Raw genomic sequence first — 26333 nt, forward strand, 5'->3', positions numbered from 1 at the left:
GGCCGCATGGGATAGACCGCAGGCCGGAATATGCCGGGCTGCGCAAAACGAGAGGGATGTTATTATGGAAAAGAAACCGTTTCTGACCGAGGCGATGGCACAGGAGATCATCGAGGATGTGCCCACGCCGTTCCACGTCTACGACGAAAAGGGCATCCGGGAGAATGTCCGCCGCATCAACAAGGCCTTCAGCTGGAACAAGGGATTCAAGGAGTATTTTGCGGTCAAGGCACTGCCGAACCCTGTCATCCTGCAGATCCTCAAGGAGGAGGGCTGCGGCGTGGACTGCTCCTCCCTGACCGAGTTGATGCTCAGCGAGGCCTGCGGCTTTACCGGCCACGAGATCATGTTCTCCTCCAACCAGACCCCCGTGGAGGATATGCAGAAGGCCTACGAGCTGGGCGCTTACATCAATCTGGATGACGCCACCATGGTGGAGTTTCTGGAGCGGGTGGCCGGGGTGCCGCAGGAGATCTTCTGCCGCTATAACCCCGGCGGGACCTTCCAGCTGGGCGAGAGCGAAGAGGGCTTTCAGGTCATGGACAAGCCCGGCGATGCCAAGTACGGTATGACCGAGCAGCAGATGATCGACAGCTACAAAAAGCTGATGCAGAAGGGCGCAAAGCAGTTCGGCATCCATGCTTTCTTGGCCTCCAACACCATCTCGGACGCCTACTACCCGGAGCTGGCAGGCATCCTGTTCCAGCTGGCTGTCCGGGTGCAGCAGGCTACCGGTGCGCACATCAGCTACATTAACCTGTCCGGCGGTGTGGGCATCCCGTACCGCCCGGAGCAGACCGAGAACGACATCATGGCCATTGGCGAGGGTGTGCGCAAAAAGTTTGAGGAGATCCTTGTGCCCGCCGGCATGGGCGATGTGGCCATCTTCAGCGAGATGGGCCGCTTTACCACCGGCCCCTACGGCGCACTGGTGTCCACCGTCATCCACGAAAAGCACATTTATAAGGAGTACATCGGTCTGGACGCCTGCGCCGCAAACCTGATGCGCCCCGCCATGTACGGCGCTTATCACCACATCACCGTGCTGGGCAAGGAGAACGAGCCCTGCGACCACAAGTACGACGTGGTGGGCGGCCTGTGCGAGAACAACGACAAGTTTGCCGTTGACCGGATGCTGCCCAAGATCGACATCGGGGACATCCTTTACATCCACGATACCGGTGCCCACGGCTCTGCTATGGGCTACAACTACAACGGCAAGCTGCACTGCGCCGAGGTGCTGCTGTGCGAGGACGGCTCTCACCGGCTGATCCGCCGCGCCCAGACCCCCCGCGATTACTTTGCAACGCTGGACTTTTTGCCCTTTATGAAGCCCCTGTTTGAGGACTGATCCGCTTTTCGTATCCTGATAAAAACGAGGTATGACCCATGTTTTTTGGCTTTCAGCTTACCCTTGGCCTGATGATGGCCTTTTACGGTTTTTCGGTGATGAAAAATCCCCGCGTGTGGGGCGATCAGGGGCGCAGGGCGGTCAAGGCCGAAAACTTTGAGGAATACTGCCGCCAGAACGGCCAGTTCTTTTTAAAGGCAGGCTGTGTTGTGGCAGTGATCGGCGCACTGGATGCCCTGATCACGCTGGATGCCCTGCTGTACGCCCTGCTGTACATTTTTGGCTTGGCCTTTGCCTTCTACCCCCTTACCCGCTGGTGCAAGCAGAACGAGGGTTTCTCATGGCCGTGGCCCCACGTCCAGAGCGAGAAAAAGCGCATCAAAGAGCTGCGCCGCGAACAGCAGGCACAGGAGAACGAGGAAAAAGGGGAGAAGTGATCCCCCGGATAAAGCATAAATAGCAAAAGAACAGCTCCCGGTCACGCCGCTTAACGTGATCGGGAGCTGTTTTAGCTTACTGCTGGATAAGTGGGCGCTTACTCGGCGTCCTTCGGGTCGGTCATCAGCTCCTTGATGCTGGGCACAACGCCGCCCAGATTCTGCAGCTCAGAGGGGATGATGATCTTGGTGGCCTTGCCGTTGGCAACTTTCGCCAGCGCTTCAAGGCTGCGGATGGCCAGCACCTTGTCGCTGGGCATGGCCTCGTTCAGCAGACGGATGGCATCGGCGTTGGCCTTCTGCACAGCCAGAATGGCCTGTGCCTCGCCCTCGGCCTCCAGAATGCGCTGCTGCTTCACAGCATCGGCGCGCAGGATAGCGGCTTCCTTTTCGCCCTCGGCGGCGGTAATGGCAGCCTGCTTTTCACCGTCTGCCTTCAGGATGACGGCGCGCTTCTCGCGTTCAGCCTTCATCTGCTTTTCCATGGCTTCCTGAATTTCCCGCGGCGGGATGATGTTCTTCACCTCCACGCGGTTCACCTTGATGCCCCACTTGTCAGTGGCTTCGTCAAGGATGGCGGTGATCTTGCCGTTGATGACATCGCGGCTGGTCAGGGTATGATCCAGCTCCATCTCACCGATGATGTTGCGCAGGGTGGTGGCAGAAAGGCTCTCGATGGCGGCAATGGGCTGGTTGACGCCGTAGGTGTACAGCTTTGCGTCCATGACCTGAAAGAACACCACCGTGTCGATCTGCATGGTCACGTTATCGCGGGTGATCACAGGCTGAGGGGGAAAGTCTGCAACCTGCTCCTTCAGGCTTACCTTTTTGGCAATGCGCTCAATAAAGGGGATCTTGACGTGCAGGCCGGCAGTCCATGTATCGGAGTAGCTGCCCAGCCGCTCAATGACATATACCTTGGACTGCGGCACAATGACGATGTTGGAAACAATGACCAGCACCAGAACAAAAACAAGCGCAAGGATGACAAAAAACAGGACCATAATACATCTCCTTTGTCAGGTGGTTGTGTGGGGGTTGCGGCTTTCGGTCAGAACAGGCTCTACGATGAGCAGGGTGCTGTGGATCTCGGTAACGCGGCAAAGCGAACCGGGTGTGAGGGTGTCGCCGGGGGTGGCGCAGCGGGCGTTCCAGTCCACGCCGTCCAGCCGCACCCGGCCGGGGACCTCGGCAGTGACAGGGGAAAGCACGATGGCCTCCCGTCCCAGATTGCGGTCGCCGTTGGTGGCGGTATGCTTGAGCCGCAGCTTTGCCGCCAGCGGGCGGAAGGCTGCCAGACACAGGATGCTTACCACCAGAAAGACCACCGCCTGCACCCGGAACGACCCGGTGAACACGCAGCACAGCAATGCGGCGGCAGAGCCGATGGCAAACCAGATGGAGGTCATATTAAAGGTACTGGCCTCCAGTGCCAGAAAGCCCACGGCTGCAGCCAGCCAGAGAATGGGGGAGATCTGCATGGTATGTTACCTCCTTATGCTGCTATTATACGGCATCCCCTTGGGGGAAGGTCAAGAGCTTTTTACTGGAACGTTGCACAGAAAACAAAATATAGACAAAAATGGGAAAAAAGCCCGTAAATCACTGCGCCCCACCCTGTGAAAAAAGTAAGTCGGGAGGCTCCGCAGAGCCTCCCGACTTACAAATAAAGAATAGGATCCCGCTATGGATGCTCAGAGCGCAAGCGGAGAGCATTTTAAATGGTTACAGCCTCGCAGGCATCACTGGATATCGTAGTAGCTGTGGTTGGGGTTATGGCCGTTTTCCTCCACCACGATGGTGAAGCCCATGGGGTTTACCTCAGTGTGCTTGCCGGAAGCCAGCGGCTCCACGATGATGTGCTCAGAACGGTTCACGATGATCTCCGCAGTCTCGGTCTTACCGATGCGCTGGTAGTGCAGAATGCCGTCCTCAGCCCGCAGCACCCGCAGTTCACCGGTGCGGAAGGCCTCGCAACTGTGGCGCAGCTGCGCCAGCTGTGCCAGCACCGGGCGCAGACGCTCCTCGTGGCTGTCCCAGCAGAAGAAGGCGCGGTTGAAGGGGTCGCGGTAGCCCTGCATCCCGATCTCGTCGCCGTAGTACAGGCAGGGCACGCCGGGCAGGGTGTAAATGATGGCATAGGCCATGCGCAGGCGCAGCATCCCTTCCTCGTAGGCTTCGCCGGTCACGCTGCGGCCGCTCTGCCACTCCCGGCCGCGTCCGTTGGCGGGCTCGTCCGCAATCACGGTCAAAGCGCGCTCGGTGTCGTGAGTGGACAAAAAGTTCAGCGCCGTGTTGATGGCAGGGGCAGGGTAGTGCTCGCAGATGGAAAGGATCTCGTTGGCGGCCTGCTGGGCGGGCTTGCCCTTTACAAAATCCAGCACGGAGTTCTTGAAGGGGTAGTTCATCACGCTGTCCAGCCCCTTGCCCAGCAGGTAGGTGCGGCGGTGGTCAAAGCCGAACTTGGTTGTGGCGTCCTCCCACACCTCGCCCAGCAAAAACTTCTCCGGGCTTACCCGCTTGACGGCGGTGCGGATCTTCTCGATGAATTCGTCCGGCAGCTCGTCGGCCACATCCAGCCGGAAACCGGCAGCACCCCGGCGCAGCCATGTGTCGATCACGCCGCCCTCGCCGGTGATGAATTCCACAAAGGAGGGGGTCTCCTCGTTGACCTCCGGCAGGGTCTCAAAGCCCCACCAGCTGCGGTAGCCGCCCTTGTACTTGGGGTCAAAATCGTACCAGCTGCGGTAAGGGGAGTTGGGGTCGCGGTAAGCGCCGCCCTCGCCGTAGCGTCCCTCGCGGTTGAAGTACCGGCTGTCGGAGCCGGTGTGGCTGAACACACCGTCCAGCACGATGCCGATGCCGTACTTGGCGGCCTCGCGGCAGAGTACCTCAAACTCCTCGTTGGTGCCCAGCAGCGGGTCCACGTTCAGGTAGTCGGCGGTGTTGTAGCGGTGGTTGGAGTGTGCCTCAAAGATGGGGTTCAGGTACAGGTAATCCACGCCCATCTCCCGCAGGTAGGGGAGTTTGATGCGGATGCCCTCCAGATCACCGCCGAAGTAGTCCTCGTTCAGGTGGCCGCCAGTCTCGTTGGGCTGCCAGAAGGGTTCGGCGTGCTTATCGGCCTGATACAGCCGGTCCGGGAAGGGCATGGGCTTGTTCTCGATGCCCTCGCAGAACCGGTCCGGGAAGATCTGGTAGAACACCTTGCCTTTAATGCACTCCGGCGTCTGGAAATCCGGCTCGTAGACCGTGATCTGCCAGCTTTCACCCTCCTGCCAGCTGACCACGCCGCAGTTATCGGCCCCGCGCACGATGCGGCGGAAGTCAGTATACAGGTCAAAGTAATAGAAGTATAAGCCCGGGTCGCCCAGCACAACATCCACCGAAAAGTGGTTCTGGTGAGGCGTCTGGCCGTCAAATTTCATGCGGTAGTGCACGGGCACATCGTATTTGCCCTCCTTTTGCAGCACAAGGTGCGGGTCCACATAGCCCAGTTCCTCGGGGATGCACAGGGACAGGTGCACGGTCTGCCCGGCGCGCACGGCACCAAAGGGCTGCTTAAAGTAGGGGTCGTAGCTGTTGAACAGACAAGACAAAAAAGATCGTCCTTTCTCAAAAAAGCCCCGGCGGGCGAAATGCCACCGGGGCTTTGCGGCTTTACAGGGGAAAATTACTTGCCCATGGGCACGGGGGAAGCGTACCAGATATCGCGGGCGTAGTCCAGCACGGCGCGGTCTGCGCTGAAGATGCCGCTGTTGGCAATGTTCTTCAGGCTCATGCGGGCCCAGGTCTCGCGGTCAGCATACAGCTTCTGCAGGTCGGCCTGTGCACGGCGGTAGTCCTTGAAGTCGGCCATGACCATGTACGGGTCGCTGCTGCGCAGGTTCTCGGTGACCTCGTGGAAGTTCTCGCCGTTCCAGCCGCGCTCCAGGAAGTTCAGGGCGCTGTTGGCAACGTCGTCGCCCATGATAAAGGCGTTGGGGTGGTAGCCCACCCGCTTCAGGTTGTTCACCTCAGGGGTCAGCATACCGAAGATCAGCTCGTTCTCCTTGCCGGCAGCATCGGCGATCTCCACGTTTGCACCGTCCAGAGTGCCCAGCGTGATTGCACCGTTCAGCATGAACTTCATGTTGCCGGTACCGGAAGCCTCGGTGCCTGCCAGAGAGATCTGCTCAGAAACCTCGGCAGCGGGCATCAGGTGCTCGCTCAGGGAGACGCAGTACTCTTCCAGATACACCACGCGCAGCTTGTCGCGCACAGCGGGGTCATTGTTGATCAGATCGCCCAGCTTGCAGATCGTGCGGATCATCTGCTTTGCCATGTAGTAGCCGGGAGCAGCCTTTGCGCCGAAGATGTAGGTCTTGGGGATAAAGTCGGCGTTGGGGTTCTCCTTCAGGTACAGGTACTGTGCAGCGATGTTCAGCGCATTCAGGTGCTGACGCTTGTACTCGTGCATACGCTTGACCTGGCAGTCAAAGATAGAATTGGGGTCGATGACCTGACCGGTGCTCTTTGCCAGATAGCTTGCAAAGTCCTTCTTGTTGGCCAGCTTGATCTCGTTCAGCTTCTTCAGCACGGTCTTGTCGTCGGCGTACTTGTTCAGCTTGGTCAGATCAGAAGCATCGTGCTTGTAGCCGTCGCCGATGGTCTCGTCCAGCAGCTTGCACAGGCCGGGGTTAGAGGCCAGCAGCCAGCGGCGGTATGCAATGCCGTTGGTCACGTTCTTAAAGGCGTTGGGCTTGAACAGGTAGTAATCGTGGAAAACGCTCTCCTTGATGATCTCACTGTGCAGCTTGGAAACGCCGTTGATGCTGTTGGCGGTGTAGGCGCAGATATTGGCCATGCGCACCTGATTGTCGCCGATCAGTGCCATGTAGTCGATCTTGCCCTGATCGCCGGGGAAGGCCTTTGCCAGCTCCTCGCGGGCGCGGCGGTCCATCTCCACCACGATCTGGTAGATGCGGGGCAGGGTCATCTTGAAGATGTCCACGTTCCACTTCTCCAGAGCCTCGGCCATAACGGTGTGGTTGGTGTAGGAGAACACCTTCTGGCAGATGCTGAAGGCCTTGTCCCAGTCAAAGCCGCACTCATCCAGCAGGATGCGCATCATCTCGGGGATGGCCAGCGTGGGGTGGGTGTCGTTCAGCTGGATAGCGACCTTGTCGGGCAGGTTCTCCAGCGTAGCGTAGCTGGACAGGTGGTTCTGCACGATATCGCCGATAGAAGCAGCGGACAGGAAGTACTGCTGACGCAGGCGCAGGATCTTGCCCTCAACGTGGTTATCGTTGGGGTACAGCACCTTGGAGATGAGCTCAGCGTTGGCGTTCTTGCTCATAGCAGTGTTGTAGTTGCCCAGAGAGAAGCTGGACATATCAAAGTCCGGGGCCTTTGCCTGCCACAGACGCAGCTTTGCAACGCCCTTTCCATCGTAGCCCTGCACATACATATCGGAGGGAATGGCCATGACGCTGTTGTAGTTGGTGTGCTGGATGTAGTGGAAGCCGTTGTCCCAGTTCTCGTGGATCTCGCCGTCAAAGCGGATCTCCACAGCCTGATCCGGGTGGCTCTTCAGCCACACCTGACCGCCGGGCAGCCAGTTGTCGGCGCGCTCCTGCTGCCAGCCGTCCACGATCTTCTGCTTGAAGATGCCGTACTCGTACAGGATGGAGTAGCCGGTGCCGCAGATATCGGTGGTGGCCATGCCGTCCAGATAGCAGGCAGCCAGACGGCCCAGACCGCCGTTGCCAAGGCCTGCATCGGGCTCTTCCTCAAAAATGCTGTCCAGATTGATGTCGGCGTCGGCCAGTGCCTTCTTGGCAACCTCGTCCAGACCCAGATTGAACAGGCTCATCTTCAGGCTGCGGCCCATCAAGAACTCCATGCAGAGGTAGTAGACCTGCTTGGTGCCGGTGCCGATGGCCTTGGACTGGAACTTTTTGTGGTTCTCGCTCATCATCTGACGGCAGATCAGAGCCAGAGAACGGTAGATCTGCTGGTTGGAGGCAACATTCAGCTCCACACCGTACTCACTGGTGAGCTTGTCCTGAAGAATTTTGCCAAATTCTTTTGATGTCATAGTGTGCTCCTATCCGCATAAGCGTTTGCTTTGCTAAAATAATTGAGTAGATAATAGCAGCAGAAACGTTCCCTCTTTCGCCCGGCTGCCAACATAACAAAGTTATTATAATATGAACGATTTATAAATGCAAGGAAACAGGCGCTTTTTTTCCGTAACTGCTATTTTTTCAGGCCACTTTCTGACAAATATGCCGAAATTTCAAAAATTCCACTTTTTCTTGCGGCGTATTTATATTATAATAGAAGGCAGAACTGAGCCGCGAAACGTTTTTCGGGGAGTAATTCCGGCAGTAATGGCACAGGAAACTCCGCCGAAACGTTTTCGGAAGCCGAAACGTTACCGGGAACGATACCGAATCCCGGTAAGATGCAGAACAAACGGCCTTGCGCCGTACAGATACAGGAAAAAAGGGGAAAACACCATGGTAAACAAGGTAAGGGTCAACATCGCGGGCACACCGTATGCCATCGCCACCACAGATTCGGAAAAATACATCCTGGGTCTTGCCAAAAAGCTGGACGAGGACATCACAAAGCTGCTGGACACCAACGATAACCTCTCGGTGACCAAGGCGGCGGTGTTCTGCGCGATGGATTATCTGGACGAATACCGCAAGAGCACCGGCAGCGCCGAGAATATGCGCAGTCAGATCCAGGACTACATTGCAGATGCAGCCCGGGCAAAGCTGGCTGAGGACAAGGCACTGGCGGAAAACGCCGTGCTGCGCCGGGAAGCTGCCGCCCTGCGGGAGCAGCTGGCCAAGGAGCGCCAGCGCGAGACCCGCCGGGAGGAGCGCGCCGCCCGCGCTGCGGCAGAGACGGAACGGGAGCAGCCCGCCCCGGAAGCCCCGGCGGCAGACAGTGCGCAGACAGACGAGACCAACTGAACGCACCTTATATAAATAGAAGTCAGAAGGAGAACTATGGCAAGGATCGAAATCTTAGCCCCGGTGGGCAGTGAAGAAATGCTCCGCGCTGCGGTGTTCAGCGGCGCGGACGCAGTATATCTGGGCTTTTCGGGCTTCAACGCCCGCACGGGTGCCGGCAACTTTGATGCAGACAGCCTGCAGGAGGCCGTGCGCTTCTGCCACGCCCGGGGCGTGGCGGTGCACGTTGCGCTGAATACGACCGTGTATGGCACCGAGCTGCCTGCGCTGGAGCAGGCTATCCGCGCGGTAGCAGCCAGCGGCGCGGATGCAGTTATCTGTCAGGATCTGGCAGTGGCTACTTTAATTGGTAAAATTGCCCCGCAGCTGCCCCGGCACGGCTCCACCCAGATGAGCGTCCACACCCTGCAGGGTGCACTGGAGCTGAAAGAGCTGGGCTTTACCCGGGTGGTGCTGGCGCGTGAGCTGAGCCTGCCCGAGGTGGAGCACATCACAAAGCACTGCGGCATTGAGACCGAGTGCTTCATCCACGGTGCGCTGTGCATGAGCGTGAGCGGCCAGTGCTATATGTCCGCCTTTCTGGGCGGGCGCAGCGGCAACCGCGGTTCCTGTGCGGGCCCCTGCCGTCTGCCCTTTGAAGCCAATGCCCTGCCGGAAGGCAAGCCCGGACGGCTGCACCACCTCTCCCTTAAGGACAACTCTGCCATCGATAAGCTGGACAAGCTGCAGGCGCTTGGCGTAGCATCGGCAAAGATCGAGGGTCGTCTGCGCACGCCGGAGTATGTGGCAGCGGCGGTCAGTGCCTGTCTGGCAGGCCGCGAGGGCCGCGCCTACGACCGCGACCTGCTGAAGAACGCCTTCAGCCGCTCCGGTTTCACCTCCGGCTATCTGGACGGAAAAATCGACGGTACCATGTTCGGTGTGCGCAGCGAGGCCGATGCCGAGCTGACCAAAAAGACCCTGCCCATGCTGCGCGAGCTTTACCGCCGCGAGCGCTCCCGCGTGCCGGTGCAGATGAAACTGGAGATCGAGGAGGGCGGCGAAAAGCTGACCGTTACCGATGCCGACGGCAACAAAGCCTTTGCCTATGGGGATGCCGAGCCGCAGCCCGCCCGCACCGACCCCACCGAGAGCCTGAACCGCAGCCTGACAAAGACCGGCGGCACCCCCTTTACGGCGGAGAAGATCACTGTGGAAATGGACGGCGGGCCGTGGTTCATCCCCGGCAGTGCCGTGAACGAGCTGCGCCGGGAGGCACTGGATGCCCTGCTCAAAAAGCGGGAGGCGCTGCGTCCTTGGCCCACCACCGAGGAGCACGTCGCCGCCCTGCCGCAGCGCACTCTGCCGCCCCGCCGCACCCTGCGTGCCCGGTTCGAGCGCTGGGAACAGGTGCCGGAGCGGGCACTTGACGGGGTGGAATGTCTCATTCTTCCCATTGCGCAGGCCGACCGTGTGCCCCGGGAGTGGCGGGCAAAGACCCTTCTGGAGCTGCCACGGGTCATGTTTGGTGCGCTGGAACAGGACACTGCCCGCCGCATTGCTGCCACGCAGGACGCGGGCTTTGCCGGATACGAGGTCAGCAACATCGCCCATCTGCGGCTGTGCCGCGGCCTGCCCATGACCGGCGGCTTTGGACTGAACATCACCAACAATGTGGCAGCACAGTTCTATGCAGAGCAGGGACTTTCCAGCCTGCTCATCCTGCCGGAGGTGAAAGATAGCGATATTGCGTCTATTGCACCCGCCCGGAACGGTAAACCGGTGCCCACCGGCGTAATGATCTACGGCCATATGCCGCTGATGCTTACCCGCGCCTGTCCGCTGCAAAATATCCACGACTGTGCTCACTGCGACAAGACCGGCGTGCTGACCGACCGCAAGGCCAAAAAGTTCCCGGTGCGGTGCGGCCTTGGGGTGCGCACCATCTATAACCCGGTGCCTATCTACATGGGCGATAAGCCCGGCGCACTGGCGGTGGACTATGGCGTGGCCTACTTTACGCTGGAATCCCGCGAGAAAGCGGCGCAGATCTTGGACAGCATCCGCACCCACGCCCCCTTTGAGGGCGATTTTACCCGCGGTCTGTATTTTAAAGGAACGAACTGACGAAAGCAGAAAAAACGAAACGAGGTTATACGATGGAACCCATCACTGTAAAATATAAGGTACTGGATGCCCGGGCAAAAGTGCCCGCCTATGCCACCCCCGGCGCAGCTGCCGCTGACCTGTGCGCTGTGCTGGACGCACCACTGACCGTTGCCCCCATGCAGCGGGTGCTGGTGCCCACCGGCCTTGCCATCGAGCTGCCCGGCGCCCATAGTGTGGCGCTGGTGTATGCCCGCAGCGGCTTGTCCATCAAGCACGGCCTGTGCATGGCCAACGGCGTGGGTGTGGTGGACAGCGACTACCGCGGCGAGCTGAAGGTGCCCATGGTCAATCTGGGTGCCGAGGCTTATACCATTCAGCCCGGCGAGCGGGTAGCGCAGCTGTGCATCGCCCCGGTGTACACCGCCGCCTTTGTGCCAGCCGAGGAGCTGGGCGACACCCAGCGCGGTGTGGGCGGCTTTGGCTCTACCGGAAAATAACCCTCTTCGTCAATGCTTCGCATTGACACCCGAGAGGGGAGAATTTAAAAGAGTAAACCGATTGATGAAAAAAGCTCTCCCCTTCGGGAGAGCGGTCACCGCAGGTGACTGAGAGGGTTTTATGAATCATTTGATCTTAGCCTCTGGCAGCCCCCGCAGACGGGAGCTGCTTTCCCTGTACACCACCGATTTCACGGTCTGTGTCAGCGATTTTGATGAGAGCGCCGTCACTGCCCCCACTCCGGCGCAGCTGGTGGAGCAGCTGGCCATCGGCAAGTGCCTTGCAGTGGCAAAACAGCACCCGGATGCCGTGGTCATCGGCTGCGACACCGTGGTGGACGTGGACGGCGCTGTGTTCGGCAAGCCCCATGACGCAGAGGATGCCAAGCGGATGCTGCGCGCGCTCTCCGGCAAGACCCATCAGGTGCACACCGGCGTGTGCATTGCAAAAGGGGACAGGGCAGAGCATTTTGTGGACAGCTGCAAGGTGACCTTTTTCCCGCTGGGGGAGGAAGAAATCGCGTTCTACACTGCTACCCCGGAGCCCTACGATAAGGCCGGTGCCTATGCCATTCAGGGGCGCGCAGCCCTGTGGCTGGACCGCATCGAGGGCGACTATTACACCATTATGGGGCTGCCGGTCAGCCGCACCGTACAGACGCTGGCGCATTTTTTGTGAGAAAAATGGAAAAATGATAGAAAACTTGCCGAAACGCTTGAGAAATGGAGCACTTGCGGCTATAATAGAACCGTGTTATTCTGCGCAGGAGGGACTGTTTGCAGCAGACCGTCCGGCATTCTGGGATAGATTTAAGGAACGATCGTAAGGAGATTTGGAACAATGAGTTTTCTGTCAAAGGACGTTGGCATTGATTTGGGTACTGCCAATACTCTGGTCTACATGAAGGGCAAGGGCATCATCATGCGCGAGCCCTCGGTCGTGGCGGTGGACACCAAGACCGATGAGGTGCGCTGCGTGGGCGGCGAGGCAAAGGCTGTTATCGGCCGTACCCCCGGCAGCATCGTGGCAGTGCGTCCCCTGAAGGACGGCGTTATCGCCGATTTCGACATCACGGCCAATATGCTGGAGAACTTCCTCAAAAAGGCCTGCGGCAACAGCATGTTCTCCCGTCCCCGGGTGGTCATCTGCATTCCCTCCGGCGTTACCGAGGTGGAGCGCCGCGCTGTGCGCGAGGCTACCCTGAAGGCTGGTGCCCGTCAGGTGTCTGTCATTGAGGAGCCCATGGCAGCTGCCATCGGTGCAGGCCTGCCCATCAGCGAGCCCACCGGCAGCATGATCGTGGATATCGGCGGCGGCACGGCGGAGATCGCCGTCATCTCTCTGGGCGGCATCGTGGCTTCCCGCAGCGTGCGCATGGCCGGTGATATGTTCGATCAGGCCATCATCGCTTTCATCAAGCGCAAGTACAACCTGCTCATCGGTGAGCGGACTGCCGAGCAGATCAAGATCGAGATCGGCTCTGCCTATGCACTGGATCCGGAGCTGACCATGGAAATCAAGGGCCGCAACCTTGTAGACGGTCTGCCCAAGAACATCGTGGTGCACTCTGAGGATGTGCGCGGCGCGCTGCTGGAGTGTCTGGTCAAGATCACCACTGCCATCAAGGAGACGCTGGAGCGCACCCCGCCGGAGCTGAGTGCGGACATCATCGACCGCGGCATCACCCTGACCGGCGGCGGCGCTTTGCTGCGCGGCCTGGATCAGCTGATCCAGAGCGAGACCGGCATTGATGTGCATATTGCGGAGGATCCGCTGGATTGCGTGGCCAAGGGTGCCGGTGCGGTGCTGGATCATGTGGATGTGCTGCATGACGTGCTGGACACCGATGGAGGACATATGTAAGAGCGGCTCTCTGCGGAGAGTGCTGCTCAGAATGCGGAAAAGTTTCAGACACAGCAGCTGTGCGTTTTTCCGCTGCAAACACTGCATCTTGCGCGGATGGCACGGCTGTCCGCGCTTTTTTCATGCAAAGGCCTGCGGTAGGGCGCGGGCATCCCGACAGGAGGGAAGCACCCTTTGAAAGATTTTTTTGATACCTGGAAATTCAAGATCCTTGTGGCCGTGGCGGTGTTTCTGGTGGGCATCATGGCCTATGCCGGTGCCAACGGACGCCTGACCGCTGCCCCGCAGGAACTGCTGGGCGTGATCCTGACCCCATTCCAGAAGGCAGGGGCTGTGGTCAGCGGCGGTGTAGGCGCGATGTGGGAAAAATATGCCAGCATCGACAAGGTTATGGAACAGAACGAGCAGCTGACGGCGGAAAACGCCGAGCTGCGCCAGCAGATGGTGGATTATGACCGCATCAAGGCTGAAAACGAGGCCTACAAGGCACTGGCCAACATTCAGGAAAAGAACAGCAATGCCACCTATGTGTCCGGCTTTGTCATTGGCCGCGACCCGCTGGACGAGTTCGGCGGCTTCACGCTGGACAAGGGCACCGCAGACGGCGTAGCGGTGAACGATGCGGTCATCAGTGACCGGGGCTATCTGCTGGGCATGGTGGTAGAGGCTGATCCGACCAGCTGCAAGGTGATGACCATTCTGCACCCCAGCTTCAACGCGGCGGGCGTGGTATCCCGCACCCGGGAAAACGGCATTCTGAACGGCAATACCACCTATGCAGCGGACGGCCTGTGCACCCTGACCAATCTGGAGCGCAGCACCGAGACCCATGCGGGGGATCAGGTCATCACCACCGGTCTGGGCGGGGTGTTCCCCCCGGATCTTCTGGTGGGTACGGTGCAGGACGTGGTGCCGGAGACCAGCGGCAAATCCTCCATTGCGGTGGTGCGCCCCGGTGCCGACCCCCGCACCGCCAAGCACGTTTTTATCGTTACTGCGTACTAAGGAGGACACACTGCTATGGAATCTCGCCGCAGGCGCAGCCGCAGCCAGCTGCTGAAGTGGGGCTGTTATGTGCTGGCGCTGTTTGTGTGCGCCGCTTTGCAGACCACGCCCGGGCTGTTTCAGCTGGGGGAGGCAAAGCCGCTGCTGGTGCTGCCGCTGTGTCTGGCGGTGGCGGTATTTGAAGGAGAATTTGCCGGAGCACTGCTGGGCACGGTGGGCGGCCTTTTGTGGGATTGCACAGCCGGACGCACGGTAGGTATGCTGGCGCTGGAGCTGCTGCTGCTCTGCTTTGCGGTATCGGTGCTGGTGCAGTTGTATCTGCAGGTGAACCCCGGCAATTTTGCCGCAGTAAGCACCGCAACGGCGCTGGTGGTGCTCTCGCTGGACTGGCTGTTTTTCTACTATATGCCGGGTTATACCGGCGCAGCGCTGCGGTATGTCACCTTTGTACTGCCCGGCGCGGCGCTGACCATCCCGGCGGCGCTGCTGGCCTTCTGGCTGGTGCAGCGCATCCATGACGGGTTCAGGATCGACAACGGTGTGGTCTAGCCCATAAAAGGAGAACCAGATGAACGAAAATGAACGCAAGGTCGTGGTGCGGCGGATGCTGCTGCTCATCGCAGTGGCCTGCACCATCATGGGGCTGTACACCTTCCGGCTGATCTTTTTGCAGCTGGTCAACGGGGACGACTTTAAGGCAAAAGCCACCAACACCACGGATTATAAGTTTACGGTCACCGCTGCGCGCGGCGATATCGTGGACAGCACCGGCAAGCACATCGCTACCACCAGCACCGGTTATAATGTGGTGCTGAACAAGCTGCAGATGGGGGATCAGGATCTGGACACCATGCTGCAGCAGATCGTGGAGCTTTTGCGCCAGAACGATGAAAAATGGCTGGACACCCTGCTCATCAGCGAGCCGGATGCCGCCGGAAACTATACCTTTACGGACAGCGCCGACAGTGCCAGCGACCAGAAAACGCTGGCAGACATGAAGGAGACGCTGGGTCTACAGCAGTACGCCACCGCCAACGACGTGATGGAGATGCTGGTGGAGAAAAACCAGCTGGAAAGTTTCTCACTGCCGTGGCAGCGGGTGCTGGCGGGCATCCATTACGAGATGGACCGACAGGCCTTTTCCAACGTAAATAACTTTGTTATGGCTGAAAACGTCAGTCAGGTGACGGTGGCTACCATCAAGGAGCATTCCCTCACGCTGCCGGGCGTGGAGATCGTGGAGACCAGCACCCGCAGCTATGAGCAGGGCGATATCCTGCCCGCTGTGCTGGGGCGCGTGGGCAAGATCACCGCCGAAAAGTGGAAGGTGACCGACGAAAACGGTCAGGTGACCTATCCGCTCAAGGAAAAAGGCTATAACATGAACGATGTGATCGGCATCTCCGGCCTTGAGTCTGTGTACGAGGACGAGCTGCGCGGCAAGGATGGTGTGGAGACCATCACCCGTAATTCGGACGGCGTGATCGTGGACACCAAGATCACCACCGTGCCGGAGCCGGGGCATACCGTGCAGTTGACCATCAACAGCGACTTTCAGCGGGCGGTGGACAAGGCCCTTGCCAATAACATCGATATGATCAACCGGGTGTACAACACCGGCGATATGAAAGCCGCTGCCGGTGCTGCGGTGGTGCTGGATGTGAAGGACGGCAGCGTGCTGGCGGCCTCCAACTATCCCAGCTTTGACCAGAACCTGTACGCCACCAACTATTCGGAGTACAACGCCGACCCCAGCCTGCCCCTGTTCAACCGGGCGCTGCAGGGCCTGTACACCCCCGGCTCCACCTTTAAACCCGCGGTGGCAGTGGCGGCGCTGGACAGCGGCCTCATCAACCAGTACTCCACCGTCAACTGCACCGGCGTGTATACCTATTATAAGGACTACCGCCCCCGCTGCACCCGCCACGGCCACAGCGGCAACATTGATGTGGTCACCGCCATCAAGTGGAGCTGCAACATCTTCTTCTACGATGTGGGACGCCGTCTGACCAGTGACGTCTACGATGCCTACGCCTACAAGCTGGGGCTTGGTCAGCGCACCGGCGTGGAGGTAAACGAGGCTCTGGGACGCCTGACCAAAAAAACGGATAAAAACTACACCTCCTCGCTGGATATTCAGGCTGCTATCGGGCAGGGCAACACGGTGGTAAGCCCCATCCAGCTGGCTACCTACGCCGCTACACTGGCCAACAACGGCGTGCGCTACCGCACCCACTTTGTCAAGGCCATTCTGGATACCAACACCGGCGAGGTGCTCAGTGAGACCCAGCCGGAGGTGATGGATATCATCGAGGGCAACGGCAACACCTTTGAGCAGGTGCGGCAGGGCATGAAACAGGTGCCCAGCACCATCAGCGGCAAGATCTCCAGCTACCCCATTGCCATCGCCTGCAAGACCGGTACCCCCCAGCGCAGCGAGACTTATGCCTCGGGCAAGCATTACCTGAACGCCATGATGATCGCTTACCTCCCGGCAGACGACCCGGAGATCGCCATCGGCATCACGGTGGAGTACGGCGGCTACGGTGCCCGCACCGGTGATCTGGTGGTGGATATCGCCAACGCCTACTTTGCCATGAAGGACGGCACGCTGGAGGTGGACCCCTATGTGGACCCGCGCACCGTGGCACAGGAGGACGCCGCAGCATCGGATACCGCCGCCCAGACCGCTCCGGATGCTGCAAATGATGCACAGACCGATACCACAGCCGCAGAACCGCAGCAGACGACCGCGCCCGTAGGGGTGACAGAGGAAGAAAACAACGATGCAATGCTTGCGCAGTAAGGCGCAGCTGCGTGCAAAGAAGTGAACTTGAACGAAAATTTGAATATTGTGTCCAAAAACCTGTTGTAAATGAGTTGCATTTGTGATATCATGTATAGCAAAGGAAATTTAGCAAGTGTTTTATATACAAATGTTTCAATAGAGGAGAGATCTACAGATGACGATTGCCCTGATCGCGCATGACTCCAAAAAGGAGCTGATGGTTCAGTTCTGCACGGCGTACTGCCGCATTCTGAGCCAGCATAAATTGGTGGCGACCGGCACTACCGGCAAACTGATTTCCGAGGCCACCGGCCTGCAGGTACAGCGTTTTCTGGCCGGGGTGCAGGGCGGCGACCAGCAGATCGCGTCCCGCATTGCCTGCAACGAGATCGACCTGCTGCTGTTCTTCCGCGACCCCATCAATGCAAAGCCCAGCGAGCCGAATGAGATGACTCTGCTGCGCCTGTGCGATGTGCACAACATCCCCATGGCCACCAACATCGCCACCGCCGAGGTGCTGATCCACGGCCTCGAGCGCGGAGATCTGGACTGGCGCGATATCGTGCACCCCCAGAACTAAAGTATGTAAAAAAGAAGCGCTGCATCGTACAGATGCGGCGCTTCTTTTTGCGTAAAAAGCGGTTGGCTCAGACCGTTCCGTTCACTTTAAAATCCTGTGCCATCTCCTGCACATCGGCGGCGGTAAACTCGCCCAAGGGCAGCAGCAGCCGGGCAAGGGTGTCCTGCGGCAGCGCCGCCAGTGCGGCGCTTTCGTCCAGCGCAGCGTCCACAGCGGGGCAGACGGTGTGCACACCATCGCGGCCCAGCTCCACCCGGGCGTGATGCCCGGTGGCAATGTACTGGATGCCCAGCTTGTCGGCAGCGGTCAGCAGGGCGGCAAACCGGGCGTCGTTGCCGCTGCCCAGCACCTCGGCGGGCTGGTCTGCCAATGCTTCTGCCTTGAGCACGATGCACTCAATGCCAAGAGCCTCGGCAGCCTGCCGTGCGGCTGCGGCCCACGCGCTTTGGTCAGCGGTCAGCTGCACCACAGCCCCGGCCACGCCGAAGCCCTGCTGCTGCAAAATGCGCACCACAACGCCGCAATCTACGGAGCCGTCCATGCTGACAAGCACCTTGTCCTGTGTTTCGTAGGTGTCAAACCCGTTGCCGGGTAAAAATGCGTCGCTCATGTTCCTTGCCTCCCGCCATGTGCTTTGCTTTGTGCTACGGCCAGCTGGTCGCAGCGTTCGTTTTCCGGGTGGCCTGCATGGCCCTTTACCCAGACATAGGTGATCTTGTGCCGTGCCTCCTGCTCCAGTGCCTGTGCCCATAAGTCCGGGTTCAGGGCAGGGGAGCCGTCGGCTTTTTTCCAGCCCCGGCGCTTCCAGCCCTTGGCCCAGCCTTTTTCCAGCCCGTTGATGACATACTGGCTATCGGAGCACAGCCGCACCTCGCAGGGCTCCTTGAGCTGGCGCAGCGCCTCGATAAAGGCCGTCAGCTCCATGCGGTTGTTGGTGGTGCTGGCGTCGCCGCCGCTCAGTTCCTTTTCGTACACCTTGCCGTCAAAGCGGTAGCGCAGCACCGCACCCCAGCCGCCCGGGCCGGGATTGCCGCTGCAAGCGCCGTCTGTGTACACCTCTACCTGTTTCATGGGGTTCTCCTTATAGAATAGAATACCTTTATTTAGCGCTATTTTGCCCGGGATGTCAAGAGCCAATGTATACGCCGGCCCAGTTTTGCCAAACCTTGGAATTGACAAAACCGGTGCGAGATACTATACTTAGCGTAACAAAATGCGTATAGGGGTGCACCAAAGGTGTGCGCCCGGCTGTTCCGGCAGAAACGCCACGGTCGCATCGAACAGATGGACTTACCTGGCCAAGAACCTCTTGCGGAACCAACAGCGCTGCTGCAAAAAGCACGCTGAACGATAAATTCTATACGATGCATCAACCGGAAGCCGATGCAGTTTCAGGTGCTTCCCCTGTGCAAGGTGCGGCTGCTCTCCCCGGTGGGGCGCGGCCTGGCCTGCAATTGAATCTGGAGGTAAAGAATGGCTCAAGCAAAAGAAAATAACCCCGCACCCCGCGCAAAAGCCCCGGCAGCGCCCAAGGCAGCCGCCGCAAACGGCACTGCTCCCGCAGGGGAAAAGCGCACCCGTCCCACCACCCGCCGCCCCTACTATAACCGCCGCCCGCGCCGTGCGCAGCAGCCCAAGGAGGCAGCGACCCCCATCCATATCTACCCGCTGGGCGGTCTGGGCGAGGTCGGCAAGAACATGACCGTCTACGAGTGCAACGGCGATATGATCATCGTGGACTGCGGCCTGGTGTTCCCGGACAGCGAGATGTTCGGCGTGGACATGGTCATCCCGGACTTCACCTTTGTGGTGCAGAACAAGGATAAGATCAAGGGCCTGCTCATCACCCACGGCCACGAGGATCACATTGGCAGCATTCCCTATCTGCTGCAAAAGATCAGCCTGCCGGTGTACGGCACCCGCCTGACCTGCGGCCTGATCAAAAACAAGCTGGAGGAGTTCGGACTCGCCGGCAAGACCAAGTTTGTGGAGATCGTGCCCCGTCAGAAGATCAAACTGGGCTGCTTTACCGTGGAGCCTATCCATGTGAACCACTCCATCCCGGATGCTGTGGCTTTTGCTATCGACAGCCCCGCCGGTACCATCATCCAGACCGGCGACTTTAAAATTGATTACACCCCGCTGGCCTGCGGCGTGACCGACCTGTCCACTCTGTCCGAGTACGGACAGCGCGGTGTGCTGGCTCTGCTGAGCGACTCCACCAACGCGGAGCGCCCGGGCTTTACTGCTACCGAGCAGAAGGTGGCCGCCGGTGTGCGCAGCCTGTTTGCCCGCGCCCGCAATAAGCGCATCATCATTGCGACCTTTGCGTCTAACATCTACCGCGTGCAGCAGATCATTGATCTGGCCGTGGAGGATGGCCGCAAGGTGGCCTTCAGTGGCCGCAGCATGGTCAACAACACCGCCATGGCGCAGGAACTGGGCTATATGCACATCCCGGAGGGCACCCTGATCAGCGTAGACGAGCTGAACCAGTACCCGCCGGAGCAGGTAGTGCTGGTGACCACCGGCAGTCAGGGCGAGCCCCTGAGCGCGCTGAGCCGTATGGCTTCCTGCAGCCACCGTCAGGTGCGGGTAGGCCCCGGCGACTTCATCATCATCTCCGCAAACCCCATCCCCGGCAACGAAAAGAGCGTGACCAAGATCGTCAACGGTCTGCTGCTGCTGGGCGCAGAGGTCATCTACGAGAGCATGTACGATGTGCACGTTTCCGGCCACGCCTGTCAGGAGGAGCAGAAGCTGATGCTCACCCTGACCAAGCCCAAGTACTTCCTGCCCGTGCACGGCGAGTATAAGCAGCTGAAAAAGCACGCCCTCACCGCTGCAAGTCTGGGCATTCCCACCAGCAACATCCTCATTGCGGAAAACGGCTCCAACGTTATCCTGTCGCAGGACGAGATGAAGCTGGGCGAGCCGGTGACCGCCGGTGCCGTCATGGTGGACGGCCTCGGCGTGGGCGATGTGGGCAACGTGGTGCTGCGGGACCGCAAGCACCTCTCCGAGGACGGTCTTGTCATCATCGTGGCTACCGTGGACAGCAAGACCGGCAAGGTGCTGGCCGGGCCGGATCTGGTAAGCCGGGGCTTCGTGTATGTGCGCGAGAACGAGAGCCTGATGGACGGTGCCCAGAGCATTGTGGAAAATGCACTGGAGCGCTGTGTGGACGAGCACGTCCGGGACTGGAACAGCGTAAAGACCCGTGTGCGTGAGGCACTGAGCAGCTATATCTACCGGCGCACCAAACGCAGCCCGATGATCCTGCCCATCCTGATGGAGGTCTGATCCGGGCGCACCGCAAGGCGGTGCAGCGTCTGAGGAGGCAAAAAACCAATGAAACGTAAACCGAGATGGACACTGGAAATGCTCACGGCCAGTCTGGCGGTGCTGTGCGGCCTTTTGCTGCTGGTGCTGCTGGTGCAGCGCCCCACGGCATGGCTGCTGCTGGCCGTGCTGGTGGTGCTGTGGGGCATAGGGGCAACCTTGTTCCGCTGCAAGCTGCGCCGCTGGGTGGTGCGCTGGACAAGCGGCACCACCTTTGAAAAATCCAAGGTGCAGTTCAGTCTGGAGCCCCTTTCCCAGCCTGCGGCGCTGCTCTCCGGCGAGACGGTGCTGTGGTACAACAGCCAGTTCCGCACCCGCCTGCTGGGCGGGCAGGATGTGCTGGCCAGCCGGGTGCAGAAGCTGCTGCCCGGGCTGGATCTGCAGCTGTGCCGCAAGCGCGAGGGGCAGCTGCTGACCCTTGCCGACGGCTACTGGAGCGTGCACAGCTCCACCGTGCCCGGCGAAGCCGAAAGCGTGACCCTGCTGGTGCTGAACGAGGAGACCGAGCTGCGCCGCATCGAGGCAGAGTACAAGGCCAGCCGTCCGGGGTATCTTGCCTTCCAGCTGGACGGCTACGATGATGTGTTCGGGGATCTGATGGACAGCGAGCGCGCGCGCCTGCTGGAGGGCGTCAACCGCATTCTGGAGGATATGATCGGGCGCGGCAGCGGCTTTCTGCGCCGGGTAGGCAGCGGCGGCCGCTACATCGCAGTGGTGGAGGAGCGCCAGCTGGAGCAGTTCGCCAACCGCGGCTACGACGTGCTGGATAAGATCCGCGCACTGGACCCCAGTGTGAGCCTTTCAATGTCCATTGGTATCGGACGCGGCGCGCGCACCCTGCGGGAGGCGCAGGATATGGCCGAGCACGCACTGGATATGGCGCAGGGACGCGGCGGCGATCAGGCCGCTGAGATGACGCTGGACGGCTTTACCTTCTATGGCGGCGTGAGCCACGGCGTGGAAAAGCGCAGCAAGGTGCGCAGCCGCCTTGTGGCCGACCAGCTGGTCAAGCTGATCAAGGAGGCCGACCATGTGGTCATCATGGGTCACCGCATGAGCGATCTGGATGCCATCGGCGCAGCCGAGGGTGTGCTGCGCATTTGTAAGATCTGCGATGTGCCGGCGGTCATCGCCGTCCGGCGAGATGCTACGCTGGCGGCCAGTCTGATCGATGCGCTGTGCAAGGCGGGGCAGAAGGATGACTTCATCGACCCCAAGGACGCCCTGCCCATCATTTCTAAGCGTACCCTGTGTATCGTGGTGGATACATATCAGGCGGGTCTTGTGGAAAGCAAGGACATTCTGGAAAAATGCGGCAAGGTGGCCGTCATCGACCACCACCGCAAGGGTGTGGGCTACATCGAAAACCCGGCGCTGGTCTGCCACGAGCCCTATTCCTCCTCGGCCAGTGAGCTGGTCACCGAGCTGTTGCAGTATGTGGGCGAGCGGGACGACAAGCCCAACCGCGTGGAAGCCGAAGGTCTGCTTGCCGGCATTTTGCTGGATACGCAGGACTTTACCCTGCACACCGGTGTGCGTACTTTTGAAGCCGCTGCTGCCCTGCGCCGCTACGGCGCAGAGACCGAGCGGGTGCGCCGATTGTTCGATGTGACCATGGTGGAGTACAACGCCAAGGCCGATCTGGTGGAAAAGGCGCAGATGTACAAAAATTGTGCCATCTCCATTGGCGGCGAGGTGGCCCCGGAGGCCCGGGTCGCCATTGCGCAGGCTGCCAACGACCTGCTGCGCATTCAGGGCGTGGACGCCAGCTTTGTGGCGGTGCAGGTGGGCAACGGGGTCAACGTCTCTGCCCGCAGCATGGGTGCCGTGAATGTGCAGGTGATCATGGAGTCGCTGGGCGGCGGCGGTCATCAGACCATGGCAGCAGCCCAGTTAAAGCATATCACCCCGCAGGCGGCTCGCAGCCGCATTCAGGATGCCATCGACCAATATTATCTCTCCCAGAAAAAGACTACGCCGGAAGCACGACCGGCAAAAGGGGAATAAAAGCATGAAACAGTATGATTATCTTATCGTTGGTGCCGGTCTGTTCGGCGCCGTGTTTGCCCACGAGGCCAAAAAGGCAGGCAAAAAGTGTCTGGTCGTTGATAAGCGCGACCATATCGCGGGCAACATCTACACCGAAGCTGTGGAGGGCATCAATGTGCACCGCTACGGTGCGCATATCTTCCACACCAACAATAAGGCTGTGTGGCAGTATGTGAACCAGTTTGCAGAGTTCAACCGCTACACCAACAGCCCGGTGGCCAACTACCACGGTCAGATCTACAACCTGCCCTTCAACATGAACACCTTCAACAAGATGTGGGGCGTTGTGACCCCTGCCGAAGCCAAGGCCAAAATCGAAGAGCAGAAGGCCGCTGCAGGCATCACCGACCCGCAGAACCTCGAGGAGCAGGCCATCAGCCTTGTGGGCACCGATATCTACGAAAAGCTCATCAAGGGCTACACCGGCAAGCAGTGGGGACGCCCCTGCACCGAACTGCCCGCCTTTATCATCAAGCGCCTGCCGGTGCGCTTTACCTACGACGACAACTACTTCAACGCCCTGTATCAGGGCATCCCCAATGGCGGATATACCGCCATGGTGGAAAAGATGCTGGCCGGTACCGAGGTGCGCCTGAACGTGGATTATCTGGCAGAAAAGGCTGCGCTGGACGCACTGGCTGAGAAGGTGGTCTACACCGGCCCGGTGGATGCCTACTTCGGCTACCGTCTGGGTGCGCTGCAGTACCGCAGCGTCCGCTTTGAGACCGAGGTGCTGGATACCGACAACTATCAGGGCAACGCGGTGGTCAACTACACCGATGCCGAGACCCCCTATACCCGCATCATCGAGCACAAGCACTTTGAGTTCGGCACCCAGCCCAAGACGGTCATCAGCCGGGAGTACAGCGCCGAGTGGAAAAAGGGCGACGAGCCCTACTATCCCGTCAACGACGAGAAGAACGGCGCGCTGTATGTGCAGTACAAGGCACTGGCCGATGCCGAGCCGGGTGTGATCTTCGGCGGTCGTCTGGGCGAGTACAAGTACTACGACATGGACAAGGTCATCGAGGTAGCGCTGGACGTTGCTGCAAAGGAGCTGGCATAAACGGATTTCTCATGGAAATCAACTTTCCGAATGAAGGCTTCCCCCGGTCGGGGGAAGCTGTCACCGAAGGTGACTGATGAGGGCGCAGGCAAGCAGCAGCTTCCGGGAAAATACCCCTCATCCGGCGCTATGCGCCACCTTCCCCCCAAGGGGTGAAGGCTTTTGCTCCGAGGTAAGCTGCAAAAGTTGATTTCCGTACCGTTTTCCCGCTTCCTCTTGCCCAAAAACGACAAATGCGCTATACTATTACCATAAGACTGCACCGGTTTTCCGGTGAGAAGTGAGGGATACTATCATGAAAGTGATTCTGAAGCAGGATATCAAGGGCATCGGCAAGAAGGACGAGATCCACGAGGTCTCCGACGGCTACGCCCGCAACTACCTGTTCCCGCGCAAGTTGGCCGCTGTGGCAGATGCCAGCGCTGTGAACATGGCGCGCGGCAAGGAGGCCGCAGCCGATTTCCACGAAGCCGAGAATGTGGCAGCCGCCAAGGCTCTGGCTGCCAAGATCGAAGGCAAGACCGTGACCATCAAGGCCAAGGGCGGCGCATCCGGCCGTCTGCACGGCAAGGTGACCGGCAAGGAAGTTGCCGAGGCACTGGCTGCGCTGGCAGGTGCACCCATCGACAAAAAGAAGATCGAGCTGGAGACCAAGGACATCAAGGATGCCGGCGTGTTCAACGGCAAGGTCCGTCTGTACGTTGGCGTCGTGGCTTCCTTCAAGATCCAGGTGGAAGTGGAACAGGCCTGATCTGTGTGCCGTTTGCGCCCCCTCACAGCAGGGGGCGCTTTTTGGCTTTACAGGATGCTTTGGATTTTGGATAAGGACAAACTACTATGCCGAACGAACGACGTTATTCCAATGAACTGAATCTGGAGAGCGTGGGCATCAATCTGCCCTACAATATGCAGGCGGAGCAGAGCGTGCTGGGCGCGGTGCTGCTCAAGCCAGACACTTTGACCGATCTGGTGGAGATCATCAAGCCGGAAATGTTCTACACCCGGCAGAACGCCCAGATCTGGACGGAGATGCTGCGCCTGTTCACCAACGACCAGACCATCGATTTTGTCACCCTGCTGGATGCGGTGGTGTCCGATGGTGTGTTCCCCAGTGCAGACGAAGCTAAGATTTACCTGACCGGTCTGGCAGAAACAGTGCCCAGCATCTCCAATGTAAAGGCCTACGCCCAGATCGTGCAGGAAAAATATCTGGTGCGTCAGCTGATGGGTGTCGCCAAGGACATCTTGCAGGACGCCGGGGACGAGCCGGACGCCGACCTTCTGCTGGAAAACGCCGAGCAGCGCATCTACGAGATCCGCTCCGGCCGCGATTCCAGCGCCCTGACCCCGCTTTCATCCAGCATGGTGGAAACGCTGACCAACCTGCAAAAGATCAGCGGCCCGGATGCGGACAAGTACAAGGGCATCCCCACCGGCTTCCGTCTGCTGGACACCGTGCTTACCGGCCTTGGCCGCGGCGATCTGGTCATTCTGGCAGCCCGTCCCGGTATGGGCAAGACCAGCTTTGCGCTGAACATCGCCACCCGCGTGGCCATGCAGCAGAAGGTGCCGGTGGCTATCTTCAGTTTGGAAATGACCAAGGAGCAGCTGACTAACCGTATCCTCTCGTCGGAGGCCGGTATCGACAGTCAGGCCTTCCGTACCGGTGCGCTGCGCGCCGAGGACTGGGAGTACCTGGCGCTGGCGACTGAAAAACTGCACGATGCACCGATCTATATGGATGATACCTCCGGCATTACCATCACCGAGATGAAGGCCAAGATCCGCCGGGTGAATCAGGATCCTGCCCGCCCCAACGTGGGCCTGATCGTCATCGACTATTTACAGCTGATGACCACCGGCCAGCGCAGCGAGAACCGCGTGCAGGAGATCAGCTCCATCACCCGAAACCTGAAGATCATGGCAAAGGAGCTGAATGTGCCCATCATCGCGCTGAGCCAGCTGTCCCGTGCGGTGGAAAAGCAGGGCAACAACTCCAGCCACCGCCCGCAGCTTTCTGACCTGCGCGACTCCGGTTCCATCGAGCAGGACGCAGACTGCGTTCTGTTTTTGTACCGCGATTCCTACTACGCCAGCCAGAACCCGGACGGCGCTGAGGTGGATGCCGATACCGCCGAGTGTATCGTGGCAAAGAACCGTCACGGCGAGACCAGCACCGTGCCGCTGGGCTGGGATGGTGCCCACACCCGCTTTATGGATGTGGACTTCAAGCGCTGATGGATACTGTGATTCTTGCCCGGGTGGAGGATTTCTGCATCCGGGAGGGGCTTTTGCAGC

The 26333-nt window shown here is 59.6% G+C and carries 22 protein-coding genes; 16 read left to right on the forward strand and 6 right to left on the reverse strand.

Annotation, left to right across the window (positions count from 1 at the left end; all coding sequences use genetic code 11):
* Positions 1–64 precede the first annotated feature (64 nt).
* The gene (locus C7J97_RS03075; RefSeq protein ID WP_112121179.1) at positions 65–1351 is read left to right on the forward strand and encodes a diaminopimelate decarboxylase; all 1287 of its coding nucleotides are present in this window, start codon (positions 65–67) and stop codon (positions 1349–1351) included.
* A 38-nt stretch (positions 1352–1389) separates the two neighbouring features.
* The gene (locus C7J97_RS03080; protein ID WP_005923466.1) at positions 1390–1788 is read left to right on the forward strand and encodes a hypothetical protein; all 399 of its coding nucleotides are present in this window, start codon (positions 1390–1392) and stop codon (positions 1786–1788) included.
* A gap of 98 nt (positions 1789–1886) precedes the next feature.
* Here C7J97_RS03080 and C7J97_RS03085 read toward each other — a convergent pair whose 3' ends face one another.
* The 4 genes from C7J97_RS03085 to C7J97_RS03100 form a co-directional block, all read right to left on the reverse strand.
* Positions 1887–2792, reverse strand: coding sequence for an SPFH domain-containing protein (locus tag C7J97_RS03085; protein ID WP_005923470.1), 906 nt, complete (start codon positions 2790–2792; stop codon positions 1887–1889).
* Between the two features lie 15 nt (positions 2793–2807).
* Entirely contained in the window at positions 2808–3269 is a 462-nt protein-coding gene (locus C7J97_RS03090; RefSeq protein WP_005923474.1) for an NfeD family protein, read from the reverse strand.
* A 261-nt stretch (positions 3270–3530) separates the two neighbouring features.
* On the reverse strand, positions 3531–5387 hold the full coding sequence (locus tag C7J97_RS03095) for a glycoside hydrolase family 13 protein (RefSeq protein WP_005923479.1): 1857 nt from the start codon (positions 5385–5387) through the stop codon (positions 3531–3533).
* A gap of 74 nt (positions 5388–5461) precedes the next feature.
* Positions 5462–7867 carry a glycogen/starch/alpha-glucan phosphorylase gene (locus C7J97_RS03100; RefSeq protein WP_113992007.1) on the reverse strand — a complete coding sequence of 802 codons (2406 nt, stop codon included), beginning with the start codon at positions 7865–7867 and terminating at the stop codon, positions 5462–5464.
* Between the two features lie 424 nt (positions 7868–8291).
* On the opposite strand from C7J97_RS03100, the gene C7J97_RS03105 reads away from it, so the two are divergent.
* From C7J97_RS03105 to mgsA, 9 genes are all read left to right on the forward strand, one after another.
* The gene (locus tag C7J97_RS03105) at positions 8292–8756 is read left to right on the forward strand and encodes a cell division protein ZapA (protein WP_005923485.1); all 465 of its coding nucleotides are present in this window, start codon (positions 8292–8294) and stop codon (positions 8754–8756) included.
* 36 nt (positions 8757–8792) lie between these two features.
* A complete protein-coding gene (locus C7J97_RS03110; protein WP_113992008.1) occupies positions 8793–10862 on the forward strand; it encodes a U32 family peptidase in 2070 nt (689 codons plus the stop codon).
* 32 nt (positions 10863–10894) lie between these two features.
* Complete coding sequence (gene dut, locus C7J97_RS03115; protein ID WP_005923491.1) at positions 10895–11341, forward strand: dUTP diphosphatase; 447 nt, start codon at positions 10895–10897, stop codon at positions 11339–11341.
* Between the two features lie 121 nt (positions 11342–11462).
* The gene (locus tag C7J97_RS03120; RefSeq protein ID WP_113992009.1) at positions 11463–12020 is read left to right on the forward strand and encodes a Maf family protein; all 558 of its coding nucleotides are present in this window, start codon (positions 11463–11465) and stop codon (positions 12018–12020) included.
* A 162-nt stretch (positions 12021–12182) separates the two neighbouring features.
* Positions 12183–13205: a rod shape-determining protein gene (mreB, locus tag C7J97_RS03125; RefSeq protein ID WP_005923497.1), complete on the forward strand. Its 1023-nt coding sequence runs from the start codon at positions 12183–12185 to the stop codon at positions 13203–13205.
* Positions 13206–13379: 174 nt separating this feature from the next.
* Positions 13380–14210 carry a rod shape-determining protein MreC gene (gene mreC / locus C7J97_RS03130; protein ID WP_005923501.1) on the forward strand — a complete coding sequence of 277 codons (831 nt, stop codon included), beginning with the start codon at positions 13380–13382 and terminating at the stop codon, positions 14208–14210.
* Positions 14211–14225: 15 nt separating this feature from the next.
* A complete protein-coding gene (gene mreD, locus C7J97_RS03135; protein ID WP_097783609.1) occupies positions 14226–14759 on the forward strand; it encodes a rod shape-determining protein MreD in 534 nt (177 codons plus the stop codon).
* 19 nt (positions 14760–14778) lie between these two features.
* On the forward strand, positions 14779–17016 hold the full coding sequence (locus tag C7J97_RS03140; protein ID WP_113992011.1) for a peptidoglycan D,D-transpeptidase FtsI family protein: 2238 nt from the start codon (positions 14779–14781) through the stop codon (positions 17014–17016).
* Positions 17017–17173: 157 nt separating this feature from the next.
* Positions 17174–17578, forward strand: a complete 405-nt coding sequence (gene mgsA / locus C7J97_RS03145; RefSeq protein WP_005923510.1) for a methylglyoxal synthase — start codon at positions 17174–17176, stop codon at positions 17576–17578.
* 67 nt (positions 17579–17645) lie between these two features.
* Here mgsA and C7J97_RS03150 read toward each other — a convergent pair whose 3' ends face one another.
* Together C7J97_RS03150 and rnhA are read right to left on the reverse strand one after the other, a co-directional pair.
* A complete protein-coding gene (locus C7J97_RS03150; RefSeq protein ID WP_113992012.1) occupies positions 17646–18188 on the reverse strand; it encodes an ATP-binding protein in 543 nt (180 codons plus the stop codon).
* On the reverse strand, positions 18185–18649 hold the full coding sequence (gene rnhA, locus C7J97_RS03155) for a ribonuclease HI (protein ID WP_015537876.1): 465 nt from the start codon (positions 18647–18649) through the stop codon (positions 18185–18187). The genes C7J97_RS03150 and rnhA overlap by 4 nt, the downstream gene beginning before the upstream one ends.
* A 402-nt stretch (positions 18650–19051) precedes the next feature.
* Here rnhA and C7J97_RS03160 point away from each other — a divergent pair, with 402 nt between their 5' ends.
* From C7J97_RS03160 to dnaB, 5 genes are all read left to right on the forward strand, one after another.
* Positions 19052–20881: a ribonuclease J gene (locus C7J97_RS03160; RefSeq protein ID WP_015537878.1), complete on the forward strand. Its 1830-nt coding sequence runs from the start codon at positions 19052–19054 to the stop codon at positions 20879–20881.
* A gap of 48 nt (positions 20882–20929) precedes the next feature.
* Positions 20930–22927: a DHH family phosphoesterase gene (locus tag C7J97_RS03165; protein ID WP_215676034.1), complete on the forward strand. Its 1998-nt coding sequence runs from the start codon at positions 20930–20932 to the stop codon at positions 22925–22927.
* A gap of 4 nt (positions 22928–22931) precedes the next feature.
* A complete protein-coding gene (glf, locus tag C7J97_RS03170; protein WP_113992013.1) occupies positions 22932–24035 on the forward strand; it encodes a UDP-galactopyranose mutase in 1104 nt (367 codons plus the stop codon).
* A gap of 295 nt (positions 24036–24330) precedes the next feature.
* Positions 24331–24786 (forward strand): 50S ribosomal protein L9, encoded by a 456-nt coding sequence (rplI, locus tag C7J97_RS03175; protein ID WP_005923531.1) that lies wholly within the window; start codon positions 24331–24333, stop codon positions 24784–24786.
* Positions 24787–24872: 86 nt separating this feature from the next.
* Positions 24873–26273: a replicative DNA helicase gene (gene dnaB / locus C7J97_RS03180; RefSeq protein ID WP_015537881.1), complete on the forward strand. Its 1401-nt coding sequence runs from the start codon at positions 24873–24875 to the stop codon at positions 26271–26273.
* The last annotated feature ends 60 nt before the right edge of the window (positions 26274–26333 follow it).

Origin of the sequence: Faecalibacterium prausnitzii (genome assembly GCF_003324185.1) — a bacterium.
Lineage (GTDB): Bacteria > Bacillota > Clostridia > Oscillospirales > Ruminococcaceae > Faecalibacterium > Faecalibacterium prausnitzii.